Genomic DNA, 17,908 nt, shown 5'->3' with positions numbered 1-17,908 from the left:
ATGAATAATTTTAAAGTTATGATGAACGGGATTATCAAAGAGAATCCTACGTTTGTACTCCTGCTGGGTATGTGTCCTACACTGGGTACCACTTCCTCTGCCATTAACGGTATGGGTATGGGACTGGCTACAATGTTCGTGCTGATATGTTCCAATGTGGTGATTTCTGCCATCAAGAATCTGATTCCCGATATGGTGCGTATCCCTTCATTCATTGTAGTCATAGCATCATTTGTGACACTGTTGCAGATGATAATGCAAGCCTACGTTCCTGCATTGTACGCCACGCTGGGCTTGTTCATTCCGCTGATTGTTGTAAACTGTATCGTATTGGGACGTGCCGAGGCATTTGCTGCCAAAAACAATCCGGTGGCTTCCTTGTTCGACGGTCTGGGCATGGGCTTGGGCTTTACCATTGCACTGACATTACTGGGTGCCGTGCGTGAGTTCCTGGGAACCGGCAAGATATTCAACTTGAGTATCCTTCCCGAAGAATACGGCATGTTGGTATTTGTCCTTGCTCCGGGTGCATTCATTGCATTGGGCTATCTCATTGCTTTAATCAACAGTATGAAGAAGAATTAATAATGAAAAATTAAAAATGAAAAAATTGAGAACGTATCGGCGGTAAGCTGCCGGGCTTTTAATTTTTAGTTTTTAATTCTTAATTTAATGATTATGGAATATATATTGATATTTATCTCGGCAATCTTTGTAAACAACATCGTATTGTCGCAATTCTTGGGAATTTGCCCGTTCTTGGGAGTTTCCAAGAAAGTGGAGACTGCATTGGGCATGTCGGCAGCGGTGGCATTCGTGCTCACCATCGCCACTATCGTGACATTCCTTATTCAGAAGTATGTGCTCGACGCTTTTGATTTGGGCTATTTGCAGACTATTACCTTTATCCTGGTGATTGCCGCATTGGTGCAGATGGTAGAGATTATCCTGAAGAAAGTTTCTCCTTCTCTGTATCAGGCCTTGGGCGTGTTCCTGCCGTTGATTACTACCAACTGCTGTATTCTCGGTGTGGCTATCCTTGTTATCCAAAAAGATTATGATTTGCTGACGGGAGTGGTTTATGCATTCTCCACGGCACTTGGTTTCGGCTTGGCACTGACACTGTTTGCAGGCCTGCGCGAGCAAATGAGCCTGGTTAGTGTACCGAAAGGTATGCAGGGTACTCCGATAGCTTTGATTACTGCCGGACTGCTGGCAATGGCATTCATGGGCTTTTCGGGGGTTGTGAAGATTTAAAGAAGAAAAAACGGAAATAAAGTGGAAGGGGGATAAACTAAAATTTATCCCCCTTTTTCTGTTTTTATTAATTTATTTCCTTACATTTGTGGCGTATTGATAACCTAAAAGCTAAATTATCTATATTTAATATGAAAGGGAAAATCTTAGTTACGGGTGGAACCGGTTATATTGGTTCTCACACGGTGGTGGAACTTCAAAACGCAGGTTATGAAGTTGTTATTATTGATAATTTGTCAAACTCCAGCGCAGATGTTGTAGATAACATAGAGAAGGTATCGGGCATCCGCCCTGCATTCGAGGAATTGGATTGCTTGGATTATGCCGGTCTTGACGCTGTGTTTACCAAATATAAAGGCATTAAAGCCATCATTCACTTTGCGGCCAGCAAGGCTGTGGGTGAATCTGTCCAGAAACCATTGCTTTACTATCGTAATAACCTGGTTTCACTGATAAACCTGCTGGAATTGATGCCGAAGCATGGAGTGGAAGGTATCGTATTCTCTTCTTCCTGCACAGTTTACGGCCAGCCGGACGAACTTCCGGTAACGGAAAAGGCACCTATTAAGAAAGCTGAGTCTCCGTATGGAAACACGAAGCAAATCAATGAAGAGATTGTACGTGATACGGTTGCTTCCGGTGCTCCGATAAACGCCATCTTGTTGCGTTACTTCAACCCGATAGGTGCACACCCCACAGCATTGTTGGGAGAGTTGCCTAACGGTGTACCGCAGAACTTGATTCCTTATCTTACCCAGACCGCTATCGGCATCCGTGAGAAACTGAGCGTGTTTGGTGACGATTATGATACTCCCGACGGTTCTTGTATCCGCGACTTCATCAATGTAGTCGATTTGGCCAAAGCACACGTAGTGGCTATCCACCGTATCTTGGAGAACAAGCAGAAGGAAAAAGTGGAAGTATTCAATATCGGTACAGGTCGTGGACTTTCCGTATTGGAACTGATTAATGCTTTCGAAAAGGCTACCGGTGTAAAACTGAACTATCAGATAGTAGGTCGGCGTGCCGGTGATATTGAGAAGGTATGGGCAAACCCGGAATTGGCAAACAATGAACTGGGTTGGAAGGCAGAAACAAGTATTGAAGATACTTTACTTTCTGCATGGAAATGGCAGTTGAAGCTTCGTGAAAGAGGTATTCAATGACAAACTTTGAATTTGTGTTTTTTAACAAATAGGCAATAAACAAATGCCTCCCCGCATTTGTTTATAATGTGCAAATCAGCCTGAAGCTGTTTATGTATATGTGAATATCCGTAACTAGTACGTATGCCTCCCCGGCATAGACAGGTAAGATTGCATAGTAGTTTTGTCGTGTTTTATTTTGTGTTTGTGTTGTGAATAAGCCTTGTCGAGAGACAAGGCTTATTTTTTGTATATTATATACAGAATCTCTGTTGTCAATTCAGTGTTTTTTCATAAGATGGGTAGGCAATTCCTTTTTCTTACTAATTGTTAACTGACGTTATCATGTCTGTAACAATTTGTTCCAATTGTAGTATTAATCGTTCAAAATAGTCTTTTTTGTTCAAAAAATGCTATACACGGTAACAACTACATGCAAATTGTTTATACATTTGCGTTGTTGTTTATGTAACTATTGGGATGAACAAACCATAGCTGACAAACGTTAATAGGTACGAGTACATAGCTGATGAAAGACGCGACTTGGCTGACTTGTTAATGAGGATACACGCGACTTACAACTTAGTATTGGGAAAAATAATTAAGGAAATATAGAATAAAAAGATTGCTTATGTCACAGATTGTCGGACATATCTCACAGGTAATCGGGCCTGTAGTAGACGTCTATTTCGAAGGAACGGAGGCAGAAATGATGTTGCCGAGTATTCACGACGCACTGGAAATAAAAAGGTCGAACGGCAAAAGACTGATTGTAGAGGTACAGCAGCACATTGGTGAAAACACGGTGCGTACTGTTGCTATGGACAGTACGGACGGCCTGCAGAGAGGAATGACAGTGCATCCGCTGGGAGGCCCCATCACCATGCCGATAGGTACACAAATCAAAGGCCGCCTGATGAACGTAGTGGGCGACTCTATCGACGGCATGAAGGAGTTGGACCGTACCGGTGCTTATCCCATCCATCGCGACCCCCCTAAGTTTGAAGATTTGACTACCGTACAAGAGGTGCTTTATACAGGCATCAAGGTTATCGACTTGCTGGAACCATATAGCAAGGGCGGTAAAATCGGTCTGTTTGGTGGCGCCGGTGTAGGCAAGACGGTGCTTATCCAAGAGCTCATTAATAATATTGCGAAGAAGCAGCACGGCTTCTCTGTGTTTGCCGGTGTAGGAGAACGTACACGTGAAGGCAACGACCTGCTGAGAGAAATGATTGAATCCGGCGTTATCCGTTACGGAGAAGAATTCAAGAAAGGTATGGAGGAAGGCCATTGGGATTTGTCCAAAGTAGATTATGACGAAGTGGCCAAATCACAAGTGTCTTTGATATTCGGTCAGATGAACGAACCTCCCGGTGCGCGTCAGTCCGTGGCATTGTCTGGGTTGACGGTGGCCGAGTCCTTCCGTGACATGGGAGCGGAGACGGACGGTCCGCGTGACATTCTGTTCTTCATTGATAATATCTTCCGTTTCACCCAAGCCGGTTCCGAGGTTTCGGCCTTGCTGGGCCGTATGCCTTCTGCCGTAGGCTATCAGCCGACACTGGCAACGGAAATGGGTGCCATGCAGGAGCGTATTACCTCTACAAGAAACGGCTCCATCACTTCCGTGCAGGCTGTATATGTGCCTGCCGATGACTTGACGGACCCGGCACCTGCCACAACGTTTACCCACCTCGATGCCACCACGGTGTTGAGTCGTAAGATTACTGAACTTGGTATTTATCCTGCTGTGGACCCGTTGGAATCTACTTCACGCATTCTCGACCCACACATCGTGGGGGTAGAACACTACGAAGTGGCACAACGTGTAAAACAAATATTGCAGCGCAACAAGGAATTGCAAGACATTATCTCCATCCTTGGTATGGAGGAACTCTCTGATGCCGACCGTACGTTGGTGAACCGTGCACGTCGTGTGCAGCGTTTCCTTTCACAGCCGTTTGCCGTTGCCGAGCAGTTTACGGGTGTCCCAGGTACAATGGTTTCCATTGAGGACACTATCAAAGGCTTCAAGATGATTCTTGACGGAGAGGTGGACTACCTGCCCGAACCTGCTTTCTTGAATGTGGGAACCATTGAAGAAGCCATTGAGAAGGGTAAGAAACTACTGGAGCAGGCAGGGGGAAAAACGATTAAAAATTAAAAGTCTGGGAGCTTTGATGATGAAAAAGTTGCATTTGAATATTGTTTCACCGGAGAAGGAACTCTTCAACGGGGAAGTGGAAAGTGTTACATTGCCGGGCACTATGGGCTCTTTTTCTATCCTGCCGCAGCATGCACCGATTGTATCATCGTTGGGAACGGGGAAATTGATTTACGCAACGGACGGTGAGGAACATGAGTTGGATATTCAAAGCGGATTCGTGGAGATGAGTAACGGAAGGGTTGCCGTCTGTATAGAACAGCAATAGGCTATTAAAAAATTAAAAATTAAAAAATAGAGGTTGTTGGCGTGACTATTACTAAGAGAAACTACTTATTGCATACAGCGCTCTTGACGGTATTGATAGGAATTGTAGGCGGTTGGGCGTATTTTTCGATAAATCCGCATCACTATTTCGGCGGTTATCCGCTGATTCCGCTTTTCTTCTTTGTTTTCGGAGTATTCATGATTAATATGACCGAAAGCTGCCGTCACCGGATGCCAGGACGAATGTTGCAGATTTATCTGCTGATGCGTGTGATGAGAATGCTGGTCTCCATGATTGTGATGCTGGTTTATTGCGTTGCAGTACGTGAGGAAGCCAGGGCGTTTTTGTTGACGTTTATAGCCAACTATCTGATATATTTGATTTATGATTCCTGGTTCTTCTTCACTTTTGAGGCGAATCGGAAACTGAAAAAGAAAAGTAACAATGAAAAGATTGCGTAACATACTGACTGTAATTCTGCTGGCACTGGGCATGTTGCTACCCGCCACGGTGCGGGCCGAGAATACGGTGGACGTGAAGGAGATTGTCTTCGGGCATATCGGCGATTCTTACGAATGGCACATCACGACGTGGGGCGAAACTCACGTTACGATTCCTTTGCCGGTAATAGTGCATAGCTCTACCACCGGATGGCATGCCTTTCTATCCTCACGTCTGGAGGAGAACGGTGGAAGTTATGAAGGCTTTTCCATCGCTCCCGCAGGAAGCAAGTACGAAGGCAAGCTGGTGGAGTATGATGCCACCGGAAACGAAATACGCCCGTTGGACATCTCCATCACGAAGGTGACACTGGCTTTGCTCATCAACAGCGCATTGCTGCTTCTCATCATTTTGAGTGTGGCGCACTGGTATCGCAAGCACCCGCAGGGAAGTGCCGCTCCCGGTGGTTTCATCGGGTTTATGGAGATGTTTATCATGATGGTGAACGATGATATTATAAAGAGCTGTGTCGGTCCGAAGTACCGTAAATTCGCACCTTACTTGCTGACGGCCTTCTTCTTTATTTTCATCAACAACATTATGGGGCTGATTCCTTTCTTTCCCGGAGGGGCCAACGTGACGGGAAATATAGCCATTACGATGGTATTGGCCATCTGTACTTTCTTGGCCGTGAATATCTTTGGAACCAAGACTTATTGGAAAGATATCTTTTGGCCGGATGTGCCCTGGTGGCTGAAGGTACCGGTCCCCATGATGCCGTTTATCGAGTTCTTCGGTATTTTCACCAAACCGTTTGCTTTGATGATACGTCTTTTTGCCAATATGCTGGCAGGGCACATGGCAATGCTGGTGCTTACCTGCCTGATATTCATCTCGGCCAGTATGGGACCTGCTTTGAACGGAACGCTGACCGTGGCATCGGTGTTGTTCAATATCTTTATGAATGCACTTGAGTTGTTGGTTGCCTTTATCCAGGCATATGTGTTCACCATGCTGTCAGCCGTGTTCATCGGTCTGGCGCAGGAAGAGCATAAGGAGAAGGCGGTGAAGTGATACGATTATTGGGAATATAAATATTAATAAAAATAACCATTTAAAAACTGAAAGTTATGTTACTATCTGTATTATTGCAAGCTGCTGCGGCAGGTGTGGGAGTTAGTAAACTGGGTGCAGCCATTGGTGCTGGTTTGGCTGTTATTGGTGCTGGTGTAGGTATTGGTAAAATCGGCGGTTCTGCTATGGAGGCCATTGCCCGCCAGCCGGAAGCATCCGGAGATATCCGTATGAACATGATTATTGCCGCTGCCTTGATTGAAGGTGTTGCTTTGTTGGCAGTAGTTGTGTGTTTATTGGTATTCTTTTTATAATGTACAATCTACCATTTACCATTTACAATTTGTCCGTGCAGCATCACCGCGCAGCCAAATTGTAAATCGTAAATTGTCAAATAGTAAATAAAATTATGTCATTGTTATTACCCGATAGTGGTCTGCTGTTCTGGATGCTCCTTTCATTCGGTGTGGTGTTTGTGGTGCTTGCCAAGTACGGTTTTCCCGTTATCACCAAGATGGTGGAAGGTCGCAAGACCTACATCGACCAGTCTTTGGAAGTGGCACGCGAAGCAAATGCCCAGCTCTCCAAACTGAAAGAGGAGAGTGAAGCGTTGATTGCTGCTGCCAACAAAGAACAAGGACGTATTCTGCGGGAGGCGATGCATGAGCGTGACAAGATTATCGTCGAAGCACGCAAGCAGGCGGAAGCCGCCGCGCAGAAGGAGCTGGACGAAGTTAAAAAGCAGATACAGCAAGAGAAGGAAGAGGCCATCCGCGATATTCGCCGCCAGGTGGCAGTCTTGTCCGTAGATATAGCCGAGAAAATTATCCGCAAGAATCTGGACGAGAAACATGAGCAGATGGAGATGATAGACCGGATGTTGGATGAAGTGCTGGCCGCAAGTAAAAACAATTAATTCTCAAAGAAATGGATATAGGAATCGTTTCGATGCGTTATGCGAAAGCATTGATGGAATATGCCAAGAGCATGGGGGCAGAAGATACTCTGTACAAGGAGTTTTGTATGCTCGACCGTAGCTTCAGGAAACATCCCGATTTGCGCATGGCATTGGAAAACCCCATCCTGACGATACGTGAGAAGTTAACACTTATCTGTACCGCTGCTGTGGGGGATGCTCCTGCGGGCCGTGAGTTTGCGCGTTTCATGACCCTGGTGTTGAAGAACCGGCGGGAAAACTTTCTCCAGTACATCTGCCTGAGTTTTCTGGATTTGTACCGGAAAGACAAGCATATCGGTGTAGGAAAGCTGATAACAGCCGTTCCCGTCAGCCAGGAAGTGCGGGAGCGCATCCATGACAGTGCTTCCTCCCTGCTGCATGCCAGCATGGAGCTGCAGACTGAAGTGGATCCCTCCATTGAAGGTGGTTTTATCTTCGACATCAACGACTTCCGTCTGGATGCCAGTATTGCTACGCAGCTTAAGAAAGTGAAACAGCAGTTCATTGATAAGAATAGAAGAATCGTGTGATTTACGATTTGACAATTTACAATTTACTTATTTAATAGTCTTGTGATGCGTAAGTTGTAGAGGTCAAACAGTATATGATTCGGGTTCTTTCAAATAGTAAATAGTAAATTGTAAATTGTAAAATAGTAAATACTAAGATGTTGTCTGAAAATATAAAAGTAAGCGAAGTCTCCGATATTCTCCGCAAGCAACTGGAAGGGATTGACACCCGCGTACAGTTGGACGAGATTGGCACGGTACTGCAAGTCAGTGACGGTGTAGCCCGTATCTATGGGTTGCGCAATGCCGAAGCCAACGAGTTGTTGGAGTTCGACAACGGCATCAAGGCCATTGTGATGAACCTCGAAGAGGATAATGTGGGTGCTGTGTTGCTTGGCCCTACGGATAAAATCAAGGAAGGCTTCATTGTAAAGCGTACCAAGCGTATTGCTTCCATCATGGTGGGAGAGGGTATGCTGGGCCGTGTAATAGACCCTCTGGGTGCGCCGCTCGATGGCAAAGGACTGATAGGCGGAGAACTTTATGAAATGCCGCTGGAACGCAAGGCGCCGGGAGTTATCTTCCGTCAGCCGGTGAATCAGCCGCTACAGACCGGTCTGAAGGCTGTGGATGCCATGATACCTATCGGCCGTGGACAGCGTGAGCTGATTATCGGTGACCGCCAGACCGGTAAGACGGCCATTGCCATCGATACCATCATCAACCAGCGTGCCAATTTTGATGCTGGCGATCCGGTATATTGCATTTATGTAGCCATTGGCCAGAAAGGTTCTACCGTTGCCTCTATCGTGAATACCCTGCACCAGTACGGTGCGATGGACTATACCATTGTGGTGGCTGCTACGGCGGGAGACCCGGCTGCATTGCAGTATTACGCTCCCTTTGCAGGGGCTGCCATCGGAGAGTATTTCCGTGATACCGGCCGTCATGCGTTGGTGGTCTATGACGACTTGTCCAAGCAGGCGGTGGCCTATCGTGAAGTGTCTCTGATTCTGCGCCGTCCATCAGGACGTGAGGCCTATCCGGGTGATATCTTCTATCTGCACTCCCGTTTGTTGGAACGTGCGGCGAAGATTATCAGCCAGGAGGAAGTGGCACGCGAGATGAACGACCTGCCGGACAGTCTGAAAGGCAAGGTGAAAGGTGGCGGTTCGCTGACTGCATTGCCCATTATCGAAACTCAGGCAGGAGACGTGTCCGCCTATATCCCAACGAATGTGATTTCAATCACTGACGGGCAGATATTCCTTGATACGAACCTCTTCAACCAGGGTAACCGTCCGGCCATTGACGTGGGTATCTCTGTGAGCCGTGTGGGTGGTAATGCCCAAGTCAAGGCTATGAAGAAGGTGGCAGGTACATTAAAGATTGACCAGGCACAGTACCGGGAGCTGGAAGCGTTTACCAAGTTCAGTGGCGATATGGACCCCGTGACGGCATTGACCATCGACAAGGGACAGAAGAATACACGCCTGCTGGTACAGCCCCAATACAGCCCGATGCCGGTAGAAAAGCAGATTGCCATTCTTTATTGCGGCACGCACGGCTTGTTGAGGAATGTTCCTTTGGACAAGGTCAGCGAGTTTGAACGCAACTTCCTTGAGTCTCTTGAGATGAACTATCGCATGGAGGTACTCGACGTTTTAAAGACGGGTGCCATCAATGACGATGTCTGCAAGAAGATTGAGGAGACAGCAGAGGCGGTTGCAAGGCAATTCATGTAATTTACGATTGGACGATTTACGATTTACGATTGGGGCTACTCTATATGGTAAGTGGTAAATCGGCTGCAAGCAAAAGTAACTTCAATCGTAAATCGTAAATAATTAAATCGTAAATAGATATATGTCTTCACTGAAAGAGGTAAAAAATAGAATAAGCTCCGTCAAGAGTACACGCCAGATAACATCGGCTATGAAGATGGTGGCATCTGCCAAACTGCATAAGGCGCAGGGGCGGATTGAGAATATGCTGCCTTATCAACGGAAGCTGAATGAGATTCTGACGAACTTTCTGCGTACGGATGCTTCCTTCGAGTCGCCCTATACCGAGAAAAGACCCGTGACGAGGGTAGCGGTCGTGGCGTTTTCGTCCAATAGTTCCTTGTGCGGTGCATTCAACTCGAATGTGGCGAAGATGCTGGAACGGACTTTGGAAGATTACCAGTCGCTGGGCAAGGAGAATATTCTGATATATCCCGTTGGGAGAAAGGTGGAGGAAGCCGTCAAGAAAATGGGATATGTGCCGCAAGGCAGCTACCAGGTGATGGCAGACAAGCCTTCGTACGTTGAAGCGTATGAGCTGGCAGAGAAGTTGATGCATGAGTTTGTGGAAAAGCAGATTGACCATGTGGAGCTGATTTACCATCACTTCAAATCGATGGGTTCGCAGGTGCTGCTCCGCGAGAATTATCTGCCCATTGACCTGACGCAAGTAGCGCAGGAGGCGGCAGAAGATGTACCGGAGGATGCCCGCAGTTTTAATAATGATTACATTGTGGAACCTTCCGTCGGTGAACTGATAGCGGAACTTCTGCCAAAAGTGTTGAGTCAGAAGATATTTACCGTGCTTCTCGATTCCAATACTTCGGAACATGCTGCCCGTATGCTAGCCATGCAGACGGCGACAGATAATGCCAACGAGTTGATTCAAGATTTGACGAAACAGTATAACAAGAGCCGTCAGCAGGCCATTACGAATGAGCTGCTCGATATTATCGGCGGTAGCTTGAAATAGCCCGGATCGCCCCGTAAAGGGCTTTCTCAGGATGGGTACAAATAAATGGAATAATAGGACAAGGATAACGAAATAACCGCTATCTTTGTCCTATTATCATATATGGCTACTGATGAAATCCGTATCATTCTGAGAGAGAGCGGATTGGTTGAATAATAAACATATCAATGGAGAATAATCCCGAAATAGCGCTTGCATGGCAATTCATTGAAAACACAGGCACTCATCTTTTTTTGACCGGCAAGGCAGGTACCGGTAAGACAACTTTCCTGCGAAAACTGAGGGCAGAGAGTCCGAAACGGATGATTGTACTTGCACCGACGGGAATTGCCGCTATCAATGCAGGCGGTGTCACCATCCACTCCTTTTTCCAAGTACCTTTCGCTCCTTATGTGCCCGAAAGCTCATTCAGCGCAGATGGCAAGGCAACCTACCGTTTTCGTTACGGGAAAGAGAAAATCAACATTATACGCAGCATAGATTTATTGGTCATCGATGAAATCAGTATGGTCCGTGCCGACTTGCTCGATTCGGTGGATGCCGTCTTGAGGCGGTTCCGCGACCGGAACAAACCCTTTGGCGGCGTGCAACTGCTGATGATTGGCGACTTACAGCAGCTGTCTCCCGTAGTGAAAGACGATGAGTGGCAGATGCTGCGCAAATACTATGACACGCCTTATTTCTTCTCCAGCCAGGCCTTGAAGCAGACGGAATATTGCACCATAGAGCTAAAGAAAGTCTATCGGCAGAACGACGGGACTTTTCTTGAATTACTGAACCGCATTCGCGAAAACCGTTGTGACGGGCAAGTGCTGGAAGCCTTGAACCGCCGGTATATTCCCAATTTCGTACCAGATAAAGAAGAAGGATACATCCGCCTGGTGACCCACAATTATCAGGCCCAACGGATTAATGACCATGAGCTGGAACAACTTCCGGGACGCTCGTATGCCTTTCGTGCCAAGATTGACGGAAAGTTTCCCGAATATTCCTATCCCACGGATGAAGTACTGGAACTGAAACGCGGTGCCCAGGTAATGTTTGTGAAGAACGACACCTCCGGTGAGCACCGTTACTACAATGGCATGATTGGAGAGGTGACAGCCGTGTCGGCAGATGGAATTGAAGTGCGCAGTAAGGGAAGCGACGCTACCTTCTTACTTCAGGAGGAAGAGTGGACGAATGCCAAATACGTGCTTGATGAGGAAACCAAGGAGATTACAGAAGATATTGAAGGAACATTCCGGCAATATCCGCTGAAGCTGGCGTGGGCGATTACCATTCACAAAAGCCAGGGACTGACGTTTGAACGTGCCGTGATTGATGCCGGTGCCTCCTTTGCGCATGGGCAGACCTATGTGGCTCTGAGCCGCTGCAAGACATTGGAGGGAGTGGTGCTCAGTGCCCCGCTTTCTGCAAAGGCCGTTATCAGTGACCATGCAGTAGATACCTTCACGATGGAGGCACGGAGAAACGAGCCGGACGAGAAACGCTTCCGTTCCTTGCAGCAGACCTATTTCCTGGAACTGCTGTCGGGCTTGTTCGATTTCCAGCCCATGGAGCAGGCTTTGCGGCGGTATGTGCGGCTGATAGACGAACACTTGTACAAGCTCTTTCCCAAGCAACTCGCAGCCTGCAAGGAGGAAGTGGAACGTTTTCACGACAAAGTGACGAAAGTGGCCCAGAAGTTCGGTATCCAGTATACCCGCCTGATTGATACTGCGCAGGACTATGCAGCCGACCCGACTTTGCAGGGGCGCATACACGCTGCCGCCACTTATTTTCAAGAGCAGTTGCAACCGCTGGATGCGGTGATGGCGAGTGCGGTAACTTCTGATAATAAAGAGTTGAAGAAGAAGCTCCGGGATGCCATGGAGGAGCTGGAGGAAATGTTTGACTTGAAGACTGATTTGCTGGATTATGTGCTGGAGAATGGTTTCCATGTGGCAGAATACTTGAAGCAGAAAGCACTGCTTTCCATTGATGATTCGGCTTTGCAGAAGGGTAAAGGCAAAGGGAGAAGTGCCGCTGCCAAAGAAGGGCAGGGAAGCAGTAAGCAGGCTGATAAAGAGAAACGTCCGCGTGAGCGGAAACGCGATGCTGCGGCTGTTGAAGTACCCACGGATGTGTTGCATCCGGAACTTTACAACCGCTTGGTGGCATGGCGCAATGCAGAAGCTTCCGCGTTGGGGTTGCCCGTATACACCGTCATTCAGCAGAAGGCAATTCTGGGTATCAGCAATCTGCTTCCTTCGGATAAGGCTATGCTTGTACGCATTCCGTATTTCGGAAAGAAAGGGGCGGAGAAATATGGAGATGTGATTCTGGAGATGGTACGTGTGTATCGCAAAGAGAAAGGACTGGCAGAGCCGGAGTTGCTGTAGTCGAATCTGCTGCCATCCTCAACCTGCATCATTTACCATCCGACTGCATCATTTACCATCCGAACATCTGCTTTATTCCTTCCTCCAGCGTGCGCGGCTGATACCCCAGTTCCCGGTGTGCCTTTTCTATACTCAGCCCGCTGAAACGGGGACGTGGTGTCTTTTCGTTCATCTCCTTCGTGGTGACGGGACGGATGAGCGAGCGATTCAGCCCCAATACGTCCGCTACCCGATAAGCGATGTCTGCAATGGTCAGGCACTCGCTGCCACAGAGATGATAGATACCGTTTTGCGGATGACTTATCAGCTTCTCCACTCCTTGCGACACGTCTCCCACGAAGGTGGGCGTACGCCATTGGTCGGATACGACGAACACTTCCTCATTGTTCCTTAATCTGTTTGCCACCAGTTGGAGCACATTTCCATGCTGTCCGGGCAGGGCGGCACCGTACACCACCACTACGCGCACGATGGCATAATCCCTGCAAACGGCAGCGATACGTTTCTCACCTTCCAGTTTGGTGTAGCCGTAATAATTAACGGGAGCGGGAATATCCTCCTCCGTATAGGGTCGGTCCGTATCACCACCGAAAACGAAGTCGGTGGAAAGATGGATAAAACGGCTGCCTCCCGCCTCACAGCATTCTGCCAGATGCTTCACGGCAGTAATGTTGACGGCATCCGCTTCTGCATGGTGCGTTTCGCAGTAATCGGGGACGGAGAGGGCGGAGGTATTGATTACAACATCCGGCTGTACTTCCTGGAAAAGCTTTTTCACCGCCTGGCGGTTGCATATATCCGTACGGATAAAGCGATAGTCGCCCGAATGGGGACAGATGTCGTCGTGCAGGGAACAGCCCGTTGTCTGGTAAGACAAGTTGCGGGACAAATCATCCAGGATGCGTCTGCCGGTAAAACCGTTGGCGCCTATCACCAGTATTTTCTTTCTTGTCATTGATTCTGTTGTTAAGTGATGGGCATCAATAGGGCACGTGTCTGCCCTGCTGTACCTCGATGCGTATGCCAAAGGCTCCGTTGGCAGACTTCAGCTCGAACGCCCCTTTGAAATTGTTCTTTTCCCAAGGCAGTGCGGAAGGGTTGGGCACTTTCCAGCCGTCCTTGTCATATTCGCCGTACGTATGGATGCGCATGCCGTTCTTCAAAGTGAAACTTCCCATTTGCAGGTTGTCAGTAGAGCCCCAGAAGCCCGTCAGTCCGAAGGGATTCGAACTGAAATACCGAGAGTTGCTGAGTGAGAATATGTTCGAAAGACCTTGTGAATAAGTCACGTTCGGGTTCAACTGGAAGATGCGGCTATAGTCTTTGCTGGCATCCGGTATCTCCAAAGTGAATTTGGGAAGAGTGGGGGTGGACAGATTCATCAGCCCCATATCCAGCAGGAAGCCGTCGTAATTCTTCACGTCCGGCAGAAGCTCCTTTTCAGACGGAGACATGCCTTCGGGAGACGCTTCGCCATGTACTGCAGTACGTACCGTATCGGCAGGCATCCCGTTCTGTGCGCTGACGGATGACATGCCTGCAAGTAAAATGATGATGCAGAAGAAGATTCGTTTCATAGTTCTTTGTTCACAATTTCAGTTGCTGTCTGCCGCATAGGGGCGGACTGAACAAAGATACTCGTTTCCCTCTATTTCCGGAAATATCTTTGTATTATTTCTATTTCTTTATACGAATGGTAGGGGCGAAGATGGGCGAATTTACCCATTTCATTTTAGTGGGGTCGTATCTTCGTTCCATCCCTCCGTTGAGGTCGAGCCAGTCCGTCACTTTCAGTTCCAGTACCATGCCATAACCGCTTTGCGGATACATCGGGTTCATATATCCATGAAAGGAGTTACTTCTCCCGTAGCCCGAATACTGGCCGAAGGCATGTAGACGCATGTAGGGATTGATGCGGTAGGATACGGAGGCATTGTAGCCTATGTCCCATTGAGTACCCCGGGGGGCATCCCTTTTGGCATACTGGGCACCGGTAATGGATGAAGGTTGGGAGATGGAATAGTGGGCGGCATACACTCCGCCGCTCAATTCCCAATGTCCGTCGGGACTGTAATAAGTAACTCCTGCGCCAGCCTGCATGATGGAGCCCATTGCAGGATAGGTGTTATGGCTGCCGTACATCGTCAGTACGACTTCCGGCGAGAGCAGGAAATCGGCGAAACGCTGGAAGTCCCATTCAAAGATGTTTTTCTGAAAGTGTATCTTCTTCATGTCCGTCCAGGGCAGGGGCTCCACATAGTCGGAGGGAGGGAGATGGAGATTTATCTCTTCCTGCTGTTCGCCCTGCAGACTTTGTTGGGGCTGGCTTTCATCAAGGCCTGTACGCTTGTTCTCTTTTGGAGAAAAGGGAATCTGCTCTTTCTTTACGGGAGGCCGGTTCTTTATTGTGTCTTCCGGAATCTCGCTCTGTGCATAGGCGCAGAGTGAGGAACAGATAAAAGTAATGAATAATAACTTTTTCATAAATAGTAGTTTAGTTTTAGTTTAGTTCACTATTAGTTTATATCCTATTCCCCGCACATTGACGATACGGATGCGCTCGTCTCCGGCCAGTTTATGCCGCAGTTTGGTGATGAACACATGCAGGCTGCGGGAGTTGAAGAAGCTGTCGTCTCCCCAGAGGTCGAGCAATACATTCTGGGTGTTGACCACCTGGTTGCGGTTCTCGCAAAGACGTTTCAGTATCTCGGACTCGCGGTGGGAGAGTTCCACTTCCGTATCCGCGTTAGGTGAAGTCGGGGTGCCTGCAAAAGCAAGTCGTTGAGTGACGGAATTGAAACGGTAGTCACCGATTTCAAAAACGGTAGTTTCTTTGGGCTTTTCCTCTGTAAAGGAGAAAGCTTTGCCTACCAGGGCCTTTATGCGGATAATGAGTTCCTGCATTCCGAAAGGCTTTTTCAGGTAGTCGTTGGCACCCAGCTCAAACCCTTCCACCACATCGTTGATGGCGGAACGGGCGGTAAGGAATAGTACCGGGGTCTGTTTGTCGGTCTGCCGGATGCGGCGCACCATTTCAAAGCCGTCCATGCGGGGCATCATCACGTCTGCCACCAGCACGTCGGGACGGAGGTCGAAGAACTTGCGCAATCCCTCTTCACCGTCTGCTGCGGTGTGGATGATGAAGTTCTGCCCTTCCAATGTGTCCTTGATAATCATGGCGAGGGTCTGTTCGTCCTCAACCAGAAGTACGGTTATCTTTTCCATAATTGTCGCTTTTGTTACAAGTAATGTAAAGCTCCTTAACAAGTAATGTAAAGTACCCTAACAAATAATGTTATCATATCCTTATCGTAAAGGTACTTCCTTTTCCCAACTCACTCTTTACCGATACGCTGCCACCATGCTTCTCTATCATGGTCTTCACATAGAACAATCCCAGCCCATAGCCTTTCACATCGTGCAGATTACCCGTGGGTACGCGGTAGAATTTGTCGAAGATGTGCTTCTGCTTCTCGGGAGCAATACCGATACCGTGGTCGCTGACGGAGATTTCAGTCTGTTCATTCTGCCCTTCGACGGTTACCTTGCGGCAATGGATGGCCACTTCGGCTTCTCCGTGCGAATATTTGATGGCGTTGTCTATCAGGTTGCTGATGATGTTGCTGAAATGCGTGCGGTCGGCAAGTACGCTCAAATCTTCCGGTTCGATGTCCACCGATATGTGGACGGAGCTTTCCGCTTTCAGCTTGTGTTGTTCGATGAGCGTTTCCAGAATATCACGTATTGCAAACTCCTCCGGGTGCAGGCGGAAAGTCCTGCGGCGTTCCATACTCATGGAAAGTATCTGTTCAACCAGTCCACTGAGGCGCTGAAGCTGTTCCTGGCAGATACGCAGGTATTTGTCGCGCTGGGCCTTTTCCTCCGCTTGGTTGAAGTTGAGCAGAGCGTCGTTGGCGGCGTAGGCTACGGCGATGGGGGTCTTCAGTTCGTGGGTGATGTTGTTGGTGAAATCGCTCTTCATCTCTTCCAGTGTCTTCTGTTTCAAGATGGTGCGTATCAAGAACCAGAAGGAGAAAGCGAGTACAATCAAGATGATGAATGACGTGGTGAGAATGCCCGACATCTGCCGCAGAACCAGCATGCCGACCGGTTCCATGATGAGACGGTAGCTTTGACTTGTATTGATGTCGAAAGAATAATTATATTCCACAGCTTTTGAGGTAGGCACATAGCCGGGAGTACCGATGTTTACCAATGTATCTATATAGAGAATGGTAGAGTCCCATTTACTGCCTTTGTGAAGATGTAGCAGCCTATGGGGAAGATTGATGTTACGGTCGTGCAGGAATGAAGTCAGCAGGCTGTCATAAAGCATTACGTCGGGGTCGGAAATGATGTCCAGTCCCGAATGCAGTCCGCGCTGGAAGTAGGTGGCGAGTTCCAGCATACTGTTTTGGTCGCGCAAAATCACATCCAGTCCCCCTTTGGCACTCAATGCGGATTGGGGAGAGCTGTCCGAGTCCCTGACACTGACTTCCACGCGGGTTGAATCGTTCGGGTGGGTCACGTAAACACTGTCTCCTTTGGGCATGAAGGTTTCGTGCAGGGTGGTGTTGTCCAAAGAATCTTCACGGGAGATGGTGGTACTGCTACGGACAAATGATTTTCCGTCATCGCTGTATCCGGCTGATACGCTGACTTCACCGTGGTTTATGTCGTCCTGCTTCATTTTATCCACGCGTATCATCATTTCGTTATAGTCGCTCATGCGCATGGCTTCGGTGATGTCCCTTTCCATTTCACTGTGCATGGTATGGTAGAGCCCCGTCAGCCAGTAGGCTTGGTAGGCGAAGATGCCAGCCAGGGAGACGATGACAAGTATGGCAATATATTTGAATGGCAGTTTCATGTTTGTTTCCGGTTACTTTTATACATACAAAGGTAAGATTAATATTGTGAACCCTATCATCCGATAAGACTAAATAAC

The 17,908-nt window shown here is 48.0% G+C and carries 18 protein-coding genes; 13 read left to right on the top strand and 5 right to left on the bottom strand.

The genetic code is table 11. The features are described from left to right. From rsxE to DW896_RS00955, 13 genes are all read left to right on the top strand, one after another. A complete protein-coding gene (rsxE, locus tag DW896_RS01015; protein ID WP_005829138.1) occupies positions 1-585 on the top strand; it encodes an electron transport complex subunit RsxE in 585 nt (194 codons plus the stop codon). Positions 586-678: 93 nt separating this feature from the next. Beyond that, a complete protein-coding gene (rsxA, locus tag DW896_RS01010) occupies positions 679-1,257 on the top strand; it encodes an electron transport complex subunit RsxA (protein ID WP_008663551.1) in 579 nt (192 codons plus the stop codon). 131 nt (positions 1,258-1,388) lie between these two features. Continuing rightward, the gene (gene galE, locus DW896_RS01005; protein WP_005829134.1) at positions 1,389-2,423 is read left to right on the top strand and encodes a UDP-glucose 4-epimerase GalE; all 1,035 of its coding nucleotides are present in this window, start codon (positions 1,389-1,391) and stop codon (positions 2,421-2,423) included. 610 nt (positions 2,424-3,033) lie between these two features. Continuing rightward, the gene (gene atpD / locus DW896_RS01000) at positions 3,034-4,569 is read left to right on the top strand and encodes a F0F1 ATP synthase subunit beta (RefSeq protein ID WP_005829130.1); all 1,536 of its coding nucleotides are present in this window, start codon (positions 3,034-3,036) and stop codon (positions 4,567-4,569) included. Positions 4,570-4,588: 19 nt separating this feature from the next. After that, the gene (gene atpC / locus DW896_RS00995) at positions 4,589-4,837 is read left to right on the top strand and encodes an ATP synthase F1 subunit epsilon (RefSeq protein WP_034523421.1); all 249 of its coding nucleotides are present in this window, start codon (positions 4,589-4,591) and stop codon (positions 4,835-4,837) included. A gap of 41 nt (positions 4,838-4,878) precedes the next feature. Then, complete coding sequence (locus DW896_RS00990; RefSeq protein WP_005829126.1) at positions 4,879-5,298, top strand: hypothetical protein; 420 nt, start codon at positions 4,879-4,881, stop codon at positions 5,296-5,298. Next, positions 5,282-6,352 carry a F0F1 ATP synthase subunit A gene (atpB, locus tag DW896_RS00985; protein ID WP_009038492.1) on the top strand — a complete coding sequence of 357 codons (1,071 nt, stop codon included), beginning with the start codon at positions 5,282-5,284 and terminating at the stop codon, positions 6,350-6,352. The genes DW896_RS00990 and atpB overlap by 17 nt, the downstream gene beginning before the upstream one ends. Before the next feature lie 56 nt (positions 6,353-6,408). Continuing rightward, positions 6,409-6,666 carry an ATP synthase F0 subunit C gene (atpE, locus tag DW896_RS00980; protein WP_005829122.1) on the top strand — a complete coding sequence of 86 codons (258 nt, stop codon included), beginning with the start codon at positions 6,409-6,411 and terminating at the stop codon, positions 6,664-6,666. Between the two features lie 95 nt (positions 6,667-6,761). Next, positions 6,762-7,268, top strand: a complete 507-nt coding sequence (atpF, locus tag DW896_RS00975; protein WP_005836994.1) for a F0F1 ATP synthase subunit B — start codon at positions 6,762-6,764, stop codon at positions 7,266-7,268. A gap of 11 nt (positions 7,269-7,279) precedes the next feature. Beyond that, entirely contained in the window at positions 7,280-7,840 is a 561-nt protein-coding gene (locus DW896_RS00970; protein ID WP_005829118.1) for a F0F1 ATP synthase subunit delta, read from the top strand. A gap of 140 nt (positions 7,841-7,980) precedes the next feature. Further along, a complete protein-coding gene (gene atpA, locus DW896_RS00965) occupies positions 7,981-9,564 on the top strand; it encodes a F0F1 ATP synthase subunit alpha (protein WP_085929908.1) in 1,584 nt (527 codons plus the stop codon). Positions 9,565-9,685: 121 nt separating this feature from the next. Then, positions 9,686-10,576 carry a F0F1 ATP synthase subunit gamma gene (locus DW896_RS00960; protein ID WP_008663556.1) on the top strand — a complete coding sequence of 297 codons (891 nt, stop codon included), beginning with the start codon at positions 9,686-9,688 and terminating at the stop codon, positions 10,574-10,576. Between the two features lie 167 nt (positions 10,577-10,743). Next, the gene (locus DW896_RS00955; protein ID WP_009038490.1) at positions 10,744-12,960 is read left to right on the top strand and encodes an AAA family ATPase; all 2,217 of its coding nucleotides are present in this window, start codon (positions 10,744-10,746) and stop codon (positions 12,958-12,960) included. Between the two features lie 52 nt (positions 12,961-13,012). Here DW896_RS00955 and DW896_RS00950 read toward each other — a convergent pair whose 3' ends face one another. The 5 genes from DW896_RS00950 to DW896_RS00930 all read right to left on the bottom strand — a co-directional run bounded on the left by DW896_RS00950 (position 13,013) and on the right by DW896_RS00930 (position 17,830). Continuing rightward, a complete protein-coding gene (locus DW896_RS00950) occupies positions 13,013-13,915 on the bottom strand; it encodes an SDR family oxidoreductase (RefSeq protein ID WP_119992722.1) in 903 nt (300 codons plus the stop codon). A gap of 25 nt (positions 13,916-13,940) precedes the next feature. Continuing rightward, the gene (locus DW896_RS00945) at positions 13,941-14,537 is read right to left on the bottom strand and encodes an occludin (RefSeq protein WP_119992720.1); all 597 of its coding nucleotides are present in this window, start codon (positions 14,535-14,537) and stop codon (positions 13,941-13,943) included. Between the two features lie 100 nt (positions 14,538-14,637). After that, positions 14,638-15,444 (bottom strand): hypothetical protein, encoded by an 807-nt coding sequence (locus DW896_RS00940; protein ID WP_008663564.1) that lies wholly within the window; start codon positions 15,442-15,444, stop codon positions 14,638-14,640. A 21-nt stretch (positions 15,445-15,465) separates the two neighbouring features. Then, the gene (locus DW896_RS00935) at positions 15,466-16,185 is read right to left on the bottom strand and encodes a response regulator transcription factor (RefSeq protein WP_035448477.1); all 720 of its coding nucleotides are present in this window, start codon (positions 16,183-16,185) and stop codon (positions 15,466-15,468) included. 73 nt (positions 16,186-16,258) lie between these two features. Continuing rightward, the gene (locus DW896_RS00930) at positions 16,259-17,830 is read right to left on the bottom strand and encodes a sensor histidine kinase KdpD (protein ID WP_117689311.1); all 1,572 of its coding nucleotides are present in this window, start codon (positions 17,828-17,830) and stop codon (positions 16,259-16,261) included. Positions 17,831-17,908 lie beyond the last annotated feature (78 nt).

Source organism: Bacteroides sp. AM41-16, assembly GCF_003603495.1.
Taxonomy (GTDB): domain Bacteria; phylum Bacteroidota; class Bacteroidia; order Bacteroidales; family Bacteroidaceae; genus Bacteroides; species Bacteroides uniformis.
Note: the sequence above shows the minus strand (reverse complement) of the source record. Positions and strands in the feature narration are given on the sequence as shown.

Bases quoted from the DNA above. Each gene is read 5' to 3' on its own strand.
- rsxA (WP_008663551.1), top strand. From the start codon at position 679: ATGGAATATATATTGATATTTATCTCGGCAATCTTTGTAAACAACATC.
- atpE (WP_005829122.1), top strand. From the start codon at position 6,409: ATGTTACTATCTGTATTATTGCAAGCTGCTGCGGCAGGTGTGGGAGTT.
- atpD (WP_005829130.1), top strand. From the start codon at position 3,034: ATGTCACAGATTGTCGGACATATCTCACAGGTAATCGGGCCTGTAGTA.
- DW896_RS00940 (WP_008663564.1), bottom strand. From the start codon at position 15,444: ATGAAAAAGTTATTATTCATTACTTTTATCTGTTCCTCACTCTGCGCC.
- atpF (WP_005836994.1), top strand. From the start codon at position 6,762: ATGTCATTGTTATTACCCGATAGTGGTCTGCTGTTCTGGATGCTCCTT.
- DW896_RS00960 (WP_008663556.1), top strand. From the start codon at position 9,686: ATGTCTTCACTGAAAGAGGTAAAAAATAGAATAAGCTCCGTCAAGAGT.
- DW896_RS00945 (WP_119992720.1), bottom strand. From the start codon at position 14,537: ATGAAACGAATCTTCTTCTGCATCATCATTTTACTTGCAGGCATGTCA.
- DW896_RS00970 (WP_005829118.1), top strand. From the start codon at position 7,280: ATGGATATAGGAATCGTTTCGATGCGTTATGCGAAAGCATTGATGGAA.
- DW896_RS00950 (WP_119992722.1), bottom strand. From the start codon at position 13,915: ATGACAAGAAAGAAAATACTGGTGATAGGCGCCAACGGTTTTACCGGC.
- galE (WP_005829134.1), top strand. From the start codon at position 1,389: ATGAAAGGGAAAATCTTAGTTACGGGTGGAACCGGTTATATTGGTTCT.
- DW896_RS00935 (WP_035448477.1), bottom strand. From the start codon at position 16,185: ATGGAAAAGATAACCGTACTTCTGGTTGAGGACGAACAGACCCTCGCC.
- rsxE (WP_005829138.1), top strand. From the start codon at position 1: ATGAATAATTTTAAAGTTATGATGAACGGGATTATCAAAGAGAATCCT.
- DW896_RS00955 (WP_009038490.1), top strand. From the start codon at position 10,744: ATGGAGAATAATCCCGAAATAGCGCTTGCATGGCAATTCATTGAAAAC.
- DW896_RS00930 (WP_117689311.1), bottom strand. From the start codon at position 17,830: ATGAAACTGCCATTCAAATATATTGCCATACTTGTCATCGTCTCCCTG.
- atpB (WP_009038492.1), top strand. From the start codon at position 5,282: ATGAAAAGATTGCGTAACATACTGACTGTAATTCTGCTGGCACTGGGC.
- atpC (WP_034523421.1), top strand. From the start codon at position 4,589: ATGAAAAAGTTGCATTTGAATATTGTTTCACCGGAGAAGGAACTCTTC.